The 11,944-nt window shown below is 68.6% G+C and carries 10 protein-coding genes; 6 read left to right on the plus strand and 4 right to left on the minus strand.

The genetic code is table 11. The features are described 5' to 3' along the window. Window positions 1–78: 78 nt before the first annotated feature. Complete coding sequence (locus tag ACFQ27_RS09015) at window positions 79–771, minus strand: TetR/AcrR family transcriptional regulator (protein ID WP_377353336.1); 693 nt, start codon at window positions 769–771, stop codon at window positions 79–81. A gap of 156 nt (window positions 772–927) precedes the next feature. On the opposite strand from ACFQ27_RS09015, the gene ACFQ27_RS09020 reads away from it, so the two are divergent. Both ACFQ27_RS09020 and ACFQ27_RS09025 read left to right on the plus strand, forming a co-directional pair. Next, window positions 928–1,806, plus strand: a complete 879-nt coding sequence (locus ACFQ27_RS09020) for an alpha/beta fold hydrolase (protein WP_377353337.1) — start codon at window positions 928–930, stop codon at window positions 1,804–1,806. A gap of 147 nt (window positions 1,807–1,953) precedes the next feature. Then, window positions 1,954–4,191: a TonB-dependent receptor gene (locus tag ACFQ27_RS09025; protein ID WP_377353338.1), complete on the plus strand. Its 2,238-nt coding sequence runs from the start codon at window positions 1,954–1,956 to the stop codon at window positions 4,189–4,191. A gap of 60 nt (window positions 4,192–4,251) precedes the next feature. On the opposite strand, the gene ACFQ27_RS09030 is transcribed toward ACFQ27_RS09025, so the two are convergent. Together ACFQ27_RS09030 and ACFQ27_RS09035 are read right to left on the minus strand one after the other, a co-directional pair. Beyond that, window positions 4,252–4,734, minus strand: a complete 483-nt coding sequence (locus ACFQ27_RS09030) for a group I truncated hemoglobin (RefSeq protein WP_377353339.1) — start codon at window positions 4,732–4,734, stop codon at window positions 4,252–4,254. A gap of 10 nt (window positions 4,735–4,744) precedes the next feature. Then, window positions 4,745–5,623 carry a DUF3034 family protein gene (locus tag ACFQ27_RS09035; RefSeq protein ID WP_377353340.1) on the minus strand — a complete coding sequence of 293 codons (879 nt, stop codon included), beginning with the start codon at window positions 5,621–5,623 and terminating at the stop codon, window positions 4,745–4,747. A gap of 128 nt (window positions 5,624–5,751) precedes the next feature. On the opposite strand from ACFQ27_RS09035, the gene ACFQ27_RS09040 reads away from it, so the two are divergent. Further along, window positions 5,752–6,372, plus strand: coding sequence for a methylamine utilization protein (locus ACFQ27_RS09040; RefSeq protein WP_377353341.1), 621 nt, complete (start codon window positions 5,752–5,754; stop codon window positions 6,370–6,372). 5 nt (window positions 6,373–6,377) lie between these two features. Here the strand turns inward: ACFQ27_RS09040 and ACFQ27_RS09045 are convergent, their stop codons facing one another. Continuing rightward, window positions 6,378–8,717 (minus strand): putative bifunctional diguanylate cyclase/phosphodiesterase, encoded by a 2,340-nt coding sequence (locus tag ACFQ27_RS09045; RefSeq protein ID WP_377353342.1) that lies wholly within the window; start codon window positions 8,715–8,717, stop codon window positions 6,378–6,380. Between the two features lie 170 nt (window positions 8,718–8,887). Between ACFQ27_RS09045 and ACFQ27_RS09050 the strand changes: the two genes are divergently transcribed. The 3 genes from ACFQ27_RS09050 (at window position 8,888) to ACFQ27_RS09060 (ending at window position 11,887) form a co-directional block, all read left to right on the plus strand. Then, window positions 8,888–9,409 (plus strand): 2TM domain-containing protein, encoded by a 522-nt coding sequence (locus ACFQ27_RS09050; RefSeq protein WP_377353343.1) that lies wholly within the window; start codon window positions 8,888–8,890, stop codon window positions 9,407–9,409. A 167-nt stretch (window positions 9,410–9,576) separates the two neighbouring features. Then, window positions 9,577–10,524: an AAA family ATPase gene (locus ACFQ27_RS09055; protein ID WP_374346844.1), complete on the plus strand. Its 948-nt coding sequence runs from the start codon at window positions 9,577–9,579 to the stop codon at window positions 10,522–10,524. A 4-nt stretch (window positions 10,525–10,528) separates the two neighbouring features. Continuing rightward, the gene (locus ACFQ27_RS09060; protein WP_374346843.1) at window positions 10,529–11,887 is read left to right on the plus strand and encodes a vWA domain-containing protein; all 1,359 of its coding nucleotides are present in this window, start codon (window positions 10,529–10,531) and stop codon (window positions 11,885–11,887) included. The last annotated feature ends 57 nt before the right edge of the window (window positions 11,888–11,944 follow it).

Below are 11,944 nucleotides of genomic sequence, written 5' to 3' on the forward strand. Positions count from 1 at the left end.
AGGCGGATGGGGGAGCAAAACCCCTCATCCGTCGTCCTTCGGACGCCACCTTCTCCCGCAAGGGGAGAAGGTGCCCTTCTAGTCCTCACAAACCGCCCGGAATCCCGCCGCCGCATACGCCACCATGCGCGGCGCGACGGCGGCGATGTCCTCCGACCGGCAGATCCCGCCCGACAGGGTGTCGATGCGGCCCGTCTCGGCGAGCGTCAGCGTCAATGAGCCGGACAGCATGTGGTAGGACCAGAACAGGTCCTCTTCCCGCGCCTTGGGCAGGGCCTTCTTCACCACGCTGATCAGCCGGTGGATCACGGGGTCGAAGTAGCGGGTCATGGTCTCGCCGCCCCAGACCGGCGTGTTGTTCACGACCCCGATAAGCGCGAAATAGGCCCGCCAGCCGGGGCCGGCGTTAGCGCAGCGGTCCAGCACGGGCAGCAGGAACGCCGCCACCGCGCCCTCCACCGTCACCGCCCCGCCGGCTTCCGCCTCATAGCGGTCCAGCGCCTCCATGCGGTCCTGGTTCAGCACCTCGGCCCGGCGCAGGAACACCGCGTCGAACAGGCCGCGCTTGGAGTCGAAGTAGTAGTGCAACAGGGCGGTGTCGACCTTGGCCAGCCGCGCGACCGCCCGCAGGGTCACGCCCTCGAAGCCGTGCTTGGAGAACTCCAGTTCCGCGACATCGAGAATCCGCTCCCGGGTCTCGGCGCTCTTTTCCGCCCGCGACCGCCCCCGGGGCCTGCGCCCGCGAGGCGCCTCGGCGGGCTCGAGTTCCATGGTCAATAGCGCGCTCCGGGGGATTGGCGTCGAGTAAGGAGTACGAGCGCCGGGCGGAGGGTTCAACCGAACGCTGCTCGTCGATTATTCATCATGCGATGAATTATTGACACCCCCAGCGGCGGGACGCACCCATTGGTCTTGAGGAGCACCCCCATGACGCAGCCCGCCGCCCGCACCTGGACCAGCCTCGACGGCCTGGCCCTCGCCGCCCTGGACTACGCCGCCTGTGACGGGTCCGCCCGCCTGCCGGTGGTCTGCCTGCACGGCCTGACCCGCAACGCCAAGGACTTCGAGGTCGTGGCCCCGCACATCGCCGCCCAGGGCCGCAGGGTCCTGGCCCTGGACGTGCGCGGACGGGGGAACTCGGCCTGGGACCCGAACCCACTGAACTACAATCCGGCCACCTATGCCGGCGACGTCATCGCCCTGTTCGAACAGGCCGGGATCACCCGGGCGATCTTCGTCGGCACCTCGATGGGCGGGCTGATCACCATGACCCTGGCCGCCCTGCGGCCGGACATGATCTGCGGCGCGGTGCTCAATGATTTGGGGCCTGAGGTGGGCGCCGCGGGCCTGGCCCGGATCGGCGGCTATGTGGGCGGCGCGCCGGAAGTGTCCTCCTGGGCTGAGGCCGCCGCCTACGCCCGCAAGACCAATGGCGAGGCCCTGCCGAACCTGACCGACGCCGACTGGGAGCGTTTCGCCCGGCGCATCTTCCGCCAGACCGAGGCGGGCTTCGTCCTCGACTACGACCCGGCCATCTCCGAGGTGTTCAGGATCGCGCCCACGGCCGCCCCGGCGGCGGCGGCCGTGGACCTTTGGCCCCTGTTCGGCGCCCTGGCGACAGCGCGGCCCATCCTGCTGGTCCGCGGTGAAACCTCGGACATCCTGGAAGCTGACACCGCCGAGCGCATGAGCCTGGCCGCGCCGCACATGGCCCGGGTCGATATCCCCGGCGTGGGCCACGCCCCCACCCTGGAGGAGCCCCAGGCCCTGGCCGCCATCGACGCCTTCCTGGCCGACGCGCCGTAACAGCCTGTGTGACCTGTCTGCATCGCTGGTGAAACGAACTGAAGAGTTCATTCACTCAACGCAGAATGAATTATTGACGCTCCCGCGAGGCGCCGCCACCTTCGCCGGCAATCAGCTGCGCCCCGTCGGGCGCAAGGGGAGGAAAACATGCGCTTCAATCTGAAGCTCGCGCTCGCCGCGAGCGCGGCCTGGTCCGTTTTCGCCGGCGTCGCCGCCGCCGCGCCCGAGGCCACCGTCGAAGAACTCGTCGTCACCGCCCGCCGCACCGAGGAAAACCTTCAGTCGACCCCGGTCGCCATCACCGCCTTCTCGGAAAAGGCCCTGGAGCGCCAAGGCGCCCTGGCCATCACCGACCTGCAGGGCGCGGTGCCGAACATGAACCTGGTCCAGGGCCGCGGGTCGTCCAACGCCACCAACATCTACATCCGCGGCGTCGGCCAGCCGGACGCCCTGCAGACCTTCGACCCCGCGGTCGGCGTCTATGTGGACGACGTCTATTACAGCCGCATCCGCGGCACCCAGTTCGACCTGCTGGACCTGGCCCGCGTGGAAGTGCTGCGCGGCCCGCAAGGCACGCTCTACGGCAAGAACACCATCGGCGGCGCCCTGAAGCTCGTCACCCAGGCCCCCGGCCAGACCGTGCGCTCCAAAGCCTCGGTCAGTGTCGGCGACTACGGCCTGTTTGAAGCCAAGCTCGGCCTGTCCGGCCCGGTCAGCGACACCCTGGCGCTCGGCCTGTCGGCCATGGGCTCCACCCGCGACGGCTACGTCACAGACCCGGTGAACCACCGCGACTACAACGACAAGAACACCGTCGCCGTCCGCGGCGCCCTGGCCTGGACGCCCACCGACGCCTACCGCCTCGACGCTTCGGTGGACTACACCCACGACAAGTCGGCCATGACGGTCGGCCAGCCGACCAGCACCCTGGCCTCGGCCTTCGGCGCGGTCCTGCAGGCCCTCCCGGCGGTCCCGGCCGAGTACAAGTTCCAGACCGTCACCACGCCCACCCTGCCCAACTCGACCCGGTTCGAGCACTGGGGCGCCTCGGCCACCCAGACCTACAAGGTCTCGGACGCCCTGACGCTGAAGGCGATCACCGCCTATCGTGGCCTGTCGAGCGACGACTACATCGACATCGACGCCACCGCCGTGAAGCTGGGCGACGTGCTGGTCGCCCCCGACCAGACCCAGGTCAGCCAGGAGGTCCAGGCGGCCTACACGAACGGCGCCTGGAACGTCGTCGGCGGCGTCTACTACCTGCGTGAAAAGGTGACCTCGCACCAGGAAGCCTACGCCGACGCCTTTGTCGCGCCCTTCACCTTCCTGCGCACCATCGACGACTCGCTGACCACCACCAGCTGGGCCGGCTATGTGAACGCGTCCTACAGCGTCAGCGACGCCCTGCGGGTCTCCGCCGGCCTGCGCTACACCCAGGACGAAAAGAAGTACTTCCGCACCACCTCGACCTTCTCGAACTTCGCGGCTCTGAACGGCAAGTTCGCCTTCACCGCCAAGGAGAGCTGGGACGACGTCTCGCCGATGGTCAGCGTCGACTACCAGGCCAATGACGACCTGTTCTTCTACGGACGCGTGGCCAAGGGCTTCAAGTCGGGCGGCTTCAACGGCCGGGCGAACAATCCGGGCGAGGAGCAGCCCTACAATCCCGAGACCGTCGTCTCCTACGAAGCCGGGGTGAAGAGCCAGCTGTTCGACCGCCGCGTTCGGGCCAACGCCACGGTGTTCTACAACGACTACCAGGACTTCCAGGCCCGTATCGGCCGCGCCGTCACCTCGCCCAGCCAGCCGATCCCCTCGATCGACTTCGCGGTGCTGAACGCCGGCCAGCTGGAAATCTACGGCGCCGAGCTGGAACTGGCCGCCAACCCGATCCCGGGCCTCAGCCTGAACGCCGACGTGGGCTACCTCCACGCCGAGTACGGCGAGTTCAAGGAACAGCGCGCCGCCTCGGCTCCGGCCACCGGCTTCATCACCCTGGACCGCGCCTGGCAGACCCCGGCCTTCTCGCCGGAATGGACCGCGCGCCTCGCCGGCTCCTACGAGTTCGACCTGGGCGGCAAGGGCTATGTCACCGTCGGCGGCCAGGCCCGCTACCGTTCGGAGATGGCGCTCGCCGTCGACAACGCCAACCTGACCACCCGCGCCAAGTTCCCGGGCATGTGGCAGTCGAGCTACTGGCTGTATGACGCCCAGATCGTCTGGGAAAACGCGGACCGCAGCCTGTCGGCCGGCCTCTACGGCAAGAACCTGGCGGATGAGGTCTACAAGACCGACGCCCAGGAATTCTCGTCCGTCGGCGGCATCCGCACCGCCTACTACGGCGCGCCGCGGACCTGGTTCGTCACGGTCGCCTACAAGTACTGATCCATCGCCCCCGCGGCGAAGATGAAGGGCCCGCGGTTCGCCACGGGCCCTTTTTCTATGTCAGCGCACGACCACGTCGCGCTTCATGGGGGCCAGCTTGGCCAACAGCTGGTTCTGAGCCCGGAAGGGGACCTTCTCCTCGTCCATGGCCTTCTGCAGGTTCTCCACCAGGGCGTTGAACTCCGCGGTGTTGATCCCCTGGTCCTTGTGGGCCGTCTTCATGTCGCGGCCCGTGTAGTCGACGCCGGCGCCCAGCAGGTAGCCCACCTGTTCCTTCAGGGTCCGGCGCAGCCGCTCCAGGTCGGTGGCGCGGAAGATCTCGGCGATACGGGGGTCGGCGATGCTCAGGTCCACCATCCGGTCGACCACCCGGGCGATCCCGGCCTGGCCATGAAAGGCGGCCAGCAGTTGCTCGCCCTCGACCGGGGTCGCGCCGGCGTTGGCGTTGGAGACGACGTAAGGGTCCACCGGCTTCTCGGCGGCCTGGGCGAGGGAGGCGACGCCGGCCAGGACGAGGGCGGCGGTGAGGGTGCGAAGGCGCATGGTCGTGCTCCTAGAAGCCGGCCTGCAGCGACACATAGAGGCCGCGCTGGTCCTTGAAGGTCGCCACCGTCCCGAGGTCGGCGTAGGCGGCGGTGATCGAGAGGTTCTTGTTGATGGCGTAGGCGGCGAAGACGTCCATCCAGTCGTCCTCCTTCAGCCCCGCCAGATTGTCCGGCTTCGTCCGGTACTCGGCCCCGATCAGCAGGCGCTTGGTGACCAGCACCCCGGCCGAGCCCTCGAACTGCAGGGAGTAGTCGTCCTTCTTGCCGCCGCCGAAGCCCAAGAGGCCGGTCTGGTTGGCCTTGGTGGCCCGCACCGTGCCGTCCAGCACCAGGCTCTGGTTCAGCAGCACCTTGGTGGCCGCCACATAGACGTCGACGCCGGAATCGTCCTTGCCGCCGATGGCGCGGATGACCGCGCCGCGGTCGTTCTTCTTGAACTGGGCGCCCACCGCCACCTGGGGCAGCCAGCTGTCCTGGTCATAGACCGCATCGCCCAGCACCCGGACCTTCGCGCCGATGACATCCTGGTGGAAGGTGAAGCCGGCGCCGAGGCCGAGCTTGGCGCCCGTCGCCCCGGTGTCGAAGGCCTGGCGGGCATAGGACAGCTCCACGCGGTCGCGCCAGCCGACGGCGGCGCCATAGCTCGTGAAGTCATAGTCCGGCAGGTCCACCTTGGTGGCGTGGACATTTCCGCCGATCCCGTCACGGGTCTCGTAGCCGGTGATCGTCGCCCAGCTGGCCAGGCCGCCGCCGCCGGCGCCTTCCACATTGCTGACCCCGCCGGTCAGCAGGAGCTTGCCGCCATTGACCAGCTCACCCGCCTGGGCGGCGTCGGCCGCCTCAAGCACTCCCAGCGCCGCAATCAGGGCGCAGGCTGTCTTCCGCATGTTTCGCGTCCTCGCGCGCCCCCGTTCTGGAGGCCATCGGAACAAGGCTAGCCTGGGACCTGTTGACGATTTGTGCACCAAACCAGCCCCCACCTTGGGGCCATCTGCGACGCCGGGCGAGGACGACCATGCGCACACTGCTTCTAGGCCTGATGGCCGCCGCCATCGCCGCCCCCGCCTGGGCCGGCGACCTGACCGTCAGCGTGAAGACCCCGACCGGCCAGCCGGTCCGCGACGCCGTGGTCACGCTGAAGAGCCCAGCTGGCGCCGGCCAGCCCATCCGGTTCAGCTGGCCCTATACGGTGGCTCAGCAGAACATCACCTTCGACCCCTTCGTCCTGGTGGTCCCGGTGGGCTCGACGGTCAGCTTCCCCAACCGGGACAATGTCCGCCACCACGTCTACTCGTTCTCACCGGTGAAGAAGTTCGAGCTGAAGCTCTATGGCCGCGAAGAGGCGCGGACGGTGACCTTCGACAAGCCCGGCGTCGTGCCCCTGGGCTGCAACATCCACGACCAGATGATCGCCTATGTGGTGGTGGTCGACACGCCCTACGCTGCCAAGACCGGGGCCGACGGGGTCGCGGTGATCCGCAACGCGCCGGCCGGCGCCGCGTCCATGACCGTCTGGCATCCCTATCTGAAGGCGGCCCGCAACCAGCAGGTCAAGCCGGTGACCCTCACCGCCGCGGGCGGGCGCGAACAGGTCACCGCCGACCTTCGCCAGCCGCCGGGACACGCCGGACACTAAAGCTTTCAGCCGAACCGCTTCAGCTCGCCGCGGTCGTCGCGCAGGAAGTCCATCAGGTCCGTCAGGGTCTGCGGCTTGCCGATCAGGTAGCCCTGGATCTGGTCGCAGCCCATGGCCGCCAGCAGCTGGAAAGCGTCCGGCTCCTCGATGCCCTCGGCGGTCACCTTCAGGCCCAGGCTGTGGGCCAGGTCGATGGTCGAGCGCACGATCAGGGCGTCGCGCTGGCTCTGCGTCAGGTCCACCACCAGCGAGCGGTCGATCTTCAGTTCGTGCCCGCGGATCTGCTTCAGATAGGCCAGCGACGACAGGCCCGAGCCGAAGTCGTCGATGGAGATGTCGACGCCGGCGGCCTTGAACCGGTCCAGGATGGTCAGGGCCAGGTCCGGGTTCTCGATGACCGCCGTCTCAGTGATTTCGAAGATCAACTTGCCGCAAGCCTGTGGCGCCAGGACCTCCACAAGGTCGGCGAATTCGGGATCGCCCAACAAGCGGCCGGAGACATTGATCGCCACCTCGATCTCGTGGCCGGCCTCCGCCATCAGCTTCTGGTCCACGATAGCCTGGCGCAGGCACCAGTCGGTCAGGGCGCGGATGTGGCCGGTCTCTTCGGCCATGGGAATGAACAGGTCGGGCCGCAGCATGCCGCGAACCGGATGGCGCCAGCGCACCAGCCCCTCCACCGCATGGACGCCCCGGCGGCGCAGGTCGAACTTGGGCTGGTAGAACAGCTCCACATGGCCGTCCTCAATGGCGCGCAGCATGCCGCTCATGAGCGACAGGTTGGAGGCCGGGTCGCCATAGGCCTCAGCGTCGAACACCGCGATCTTGCGCCGGGCGGCGCGGGCCTGGTCCAGACCGATGGTGGCGCGTTCCACCGCCAGGCCGGACTCGGTCTCCATCGGCGACAGGCCGACGCTCAGCGCCACGTCGATGGCCTCGCCGCCCACATGCACGGGGTGTTCGAGGTCCGCCAGCAGGCGCTCCATCAGCCGCTCGGCCTCGTCGGCGTCCTCGGCCTGGAAGGCCAGGCCCAGCACCGCCGTCGACAGGCGCGCGACTGCGCCCTTGGGCTGCAGGCCGGTCAGGCGTTCGCCGACCTCCTGGATCACCTGGGCGGCCAGGGCGTAGCCGATAGCGCCGCGGACATGGGCGAAGCGCTCCACACCCAGGGCGGCGACGAACAGCGGCCCCTGCAGGCCCTCAACCGCCTGCTCCAGGGCCAGACGGTTGGACAGGCCGGTCTCGGGGTCGTGCAGGGCCAGGTGGGTGATCCGCCGCTCGCGCTCGCGGATCTCGGTGGCCATCTGGTTGAAGCTCTCGGCCAGGCGGCCGATCTCGTCCTGGCCCTCGGCGGTGACATGGACCTCCTCGCCGCGGCTCAAGCGGCGGGCGGCCTGGTCCAGGGCGGTGATCGGGCGCGTGACGCCCCGCGCCAGGCTCCAGCTGCCCAGGACCACGAGCACCAGCCCCAGCCCGCCGATCACCCCGATGGTGGCCAGCAGCGGCCGGTAGGGCGCATAGGCCCGCGACACCGGATAGGTCAGCAGCAGGGCCGAGCCGGACGCGCTGTCCAGGCTCTGCAACGGCTTGACCATGGCGAAGGACTCGACGCCCCGGAGGTTCACGGTGCGCGGCGCGCCGGCGTCCTGCGACAGCGCGTCGGCGATATAGGCGTTCAGGGCCGCCTGGGTCCGCGGCGGCAGCGACCGCCCGATGCTCCAGTCCGCGCCGATCTTGTGGGCCACAGCGGAGTCCAGCCGGATCGCGGCCAACTTCTCCAGGCTATTGAGCTGAGCGCCGTCCAGCCGGGCGCCGAACACCACCCAGCCGATCAGGTCCGGCGCCATGATCGGGCTGGCCACCAGCTGGTATGGGACGCCGGCGATCAGCATCACCCCGTGCGGCGCCTCGGCGGCGTAGAGGGCGTTGACCAGGGTGTCCGCGTGGGGGTCAAGCCGGTCCGACTGGGCCCCGATCACCGCGCCGTCGGCGCCGACCATGAAGGCCAGGTCGATGCCCAGGCGGGCGCGCAGGTTCTCCACGGCCGAGGTGACTGTGGCGCTATCATGGGTGGCGACGGCCTCGCGGAATCCGAAATCCCGCGACAACAGCTGCGCCCCCTGGCGCAGTTGCTCCGACTTCAGGGCCCAGACCTGGTCGAACACCGTGGCCGAGGCGGACAGCTCGCCGCGCACCTGGCGCTGGGCGGCGCCGGAGATGGCGGTGAACACCGAGCCCGAGAGCAGGATCAGGATGACGCCGAACAGCCCGGCATAGAGCACCGTCAGGCGGGTGCGCAGGTGTCGGACCTGGGATAGGCGGCGAAGGATGGCGATCTCGCGCATTGGCTTTCATAGGCAGACGCGCGTGAAGGCGTGGTGAATCCGCGCCAAACCTTTTGCCGACAGGCGTCTGGCGGGTCCGTGGCGGGTGGATGTCAGGTCCCTGGCGGGGCGGTGGCGGGCCATTGACGGCTAGGTGGCGTGGCCGTCCAATACCGGTGCGGCGGATGTTCATGGCGATCGCCGACGAGGACAAGATGACCATAGTGATCCAGAAACTGAGGCTGCAGCGGGGCTGGTCCCAGGAGCAGCTCGCCGATGTCTCAGGGGTCAGTGTGCGCACCATCCAGCGGATCGAGCGCGGCCAGCCCGGCAGCCTGGAGACGCTGAAAGCCCTGGCGGCGGTCTTTGATGTCGACTTCGACCAGCTTCAAGGAACCGCCATGACCACCACCGACACACCCCATCCCCGCCCTATGGAACCGGGCATTGATTCCGCCGAGGCGCTCGCCTTCGCCCACGTCCGCAAGAAGCGCGCCTTCTTTGTGCACCTGACCCAGTACGTGCTGGTGATGGGCCTGCTGGCGGTCGTGAACCTGATGACCTCTCCCAAGTACCTCTGGTTCATCTGGCCGGCCCTGGGCTGGGGGCTTGGGGTCCTGTCCCATGGCGCCGGCGTGTTCCAGGTCGTGCCCTTCCTGGGCGCCGACTGGGAGCGCCGCGAGGTCGAAAAGGCCCTGGGCCGCAAGCTCTGAGGCCTGGCCCGGCGGAGGAGGCGGCGACCGCGGCGCCCTCCCCCCTTGCCATGGGCCAAGGGCAACAGGCACACTGTCGGCATTGATCTCCGCGTCCGCGTGCATTTCCACGCGCCTTTTGAAAGCCGACGACTTTGACGATTTCGACTTCCGCCGCGCGCGTGGGCGTGACGGCCGCGAACCAGGGCCTGCCTGAATCCATGACCTCGGTGGACGCCCTGATCGAGGGGCTGGCCGGGGTGGGCTACATCGCCTCCCGCCGTATCGCCACCGCCCTGTACATGGCGGTCAACCTGCAGAAGCCCATCCTGGTGGAAGGCTCTGCGGGCGTCGGCAAGACCGAACTGGCCCTGTGCACCGCCGCCCTCATGGGCCTGCCGCTGATCCGGATGCAGTGCTACGAGGGCCTGGACGAGTCCAAGGCGCTGTACGAGTGGAAGTACGGCAAGCAGCTGCTCTACACCCAGATCCTCAAGGATCGCATGGGCGCCGCCCTGGCTGACGCGCCCGATATGGACGCCGCCATGGACCGCCTGCACGGCATCGGCGACCTGTTCTTCTCCGAGGCCTTCCTCGAACCCCGGCCGCTGATGAAGGCCCTGCGCGAGGATGACGGCTGCGTCCTGCTGATCGACGAGATCGACAAGTCGGACGAGGCCTTTGAGGCCTTCCTGCTGGAGGTCCTGTCCGCCTACCAGTGCTCGATCCCCGAGCTGGGCGTGATCAAGGCCAAGACCCCGCCCATCGTCTTCCTGACCTCGAACAATGTCCGCGACCTGGGCGACGCCCTGAAGCGCCGCTGCATGCACCTGCACATCCCGCTGCCGGACGCCGCGCTCGAGCAGAAGATCGTCGCCAGCCGCGTGCCGGGCATCGAGGCCAAGCTGACCCACGAGCTGGTCAGCTTCGTCCAGTCCCTGCGCACCCTCGACCTGCGCAAGTCGCCCTCGATCTCGGAGACCGTGGACTGGGCCCGCGCGCTCATCCTGCTGAACGCCGAGAGCCTGGACGGCGAGGTCGTGCGCGACAGCCTGAACGTGCTGCTGAAGTTCGAGCAGGACATCGCCGCGGTCGAGCCCCAGATCGTGGAGCTGATCCGCAGCCCCAGGGCCTGATCCCATGCAGACCGCGCTAGAGGACTTCTTCCGCGCGCTCAGGGCCGCGGATGTCCGCATCTCGCCGGCCGAGGCCATCGACGCCCACCGCACCGTGGCCCTGGTCGGGTTCGAGGACCGGACCCTGTTCAAGGACGCCATGTGCGCGACGCTGGCCAAGAGCGCCGAGGAGGTAGTGACCTTCGATCGGGTGTTCGAGACCTTCTTCGACCGCCAGGCCTTCCAGGCCGCCCCACCGCCCGAGGGCGACGGCGACCCGGCCGCCGACCTGCCGCCGGAGGCCGAGCAGTCCGAGCTGGCCAAGATGCTGATGGCGGGCGACGCCTCCGCGCTTGCCCAAGCCATGGAGGAAGCCGCCGAGCGGGCCCAGGTCTCGCAGATCCGTCTGTCCACCCAGCGCAGCCGCCTGACGCGGAAGATGCTGGAGGAGATGGGCCTGTCCGAGATCGAGCGGATCATCGCCATGGCCCGCAAGGCCGAGGATGAGCGCACCCAGGCCGCCGGCGACCGGCTCGACGCCGCCCGCAAGGCCCTGGTCGAGGAGGCCGGCCGCTATGTGGAGCGCCAGCACGAGCTCTACGCCTCGGAAAGCGGCCGGATGCTGCGCGAGGACCTGCTGGCCCGTAAGGCCCTGAACGCCGACGGCGGGATCGACCCCGTCGACCAGGCGATGATGCAGGCCCTGGTCAAGCGCATGGCCAAGCGCCTGGCCGACCGCTATTCGCGCCGCAAGCACGTGGCCTGGACCGGCCACCTGGATGTCCGCAAGACCCTGCGGCGCTCCATGGGCCACGGGGGCGTGCCCTTCGACATCGTCTTCAAGACCAAGAAGGTCGACAAGCCGTCCATCGTCGCCATCTGCGACGTGTCCAAGTCGGTGGCCGCGGCCGCCCAGTTCCTGCTGACCTTCCTCTATTCGCTGAACGAGGTGGTCGACCGGATGGAGGCCTTCGCCTTTTCCGGCCGCATGATCCGCGTGAACGACGTGCTGGACGAGCACCGGGTCGAGACCGCGATCCTGGAGGTCCTGAAGCAGATCGGCTTCCAGCAGACCGACTACGGCCGCTCGCTCGAGGACTTCTGCGAGCAGCACCTGGATCAGCTCGACCGCCACACCACGGTGATCATCCTGGGCGATGCGCGGTCAAACTACGCCGATCCGCGCCTGGACCTGATGGCGACCATCCAGAAGCGCAGCCGCGCTGTGATCTGGCTGAACCCCGAGCCCGAGAGCTACTGGGCCCAGGGCGACAGCGTCATGTACCGCTATGAGCGCTTCTGCCACGTGGCCAAGCATTGCAACACCCTGGCCGGCCTGGAGCGGATCATCGAGGACGTGCTGCGGACCTATATCCCGCACTAGGGTCGCCCCCTCACCTCCCCCGGCCATGACGTTTGAGGCTACGCGCCCTTCGCTCGG

The sequence above is a fragment of the Phenylobacterium conjunctum genome, from assembly GCF_042679085.1.
In the GTDB taxonomy this organism is placed as follows: domain Bacteria; phylum Pseudomonadota; class Alphaproteobacteria; order Caulobacterales; family Caulobacteraceae; genus Phenylobacterium; species Phenylobacterium conjunctum.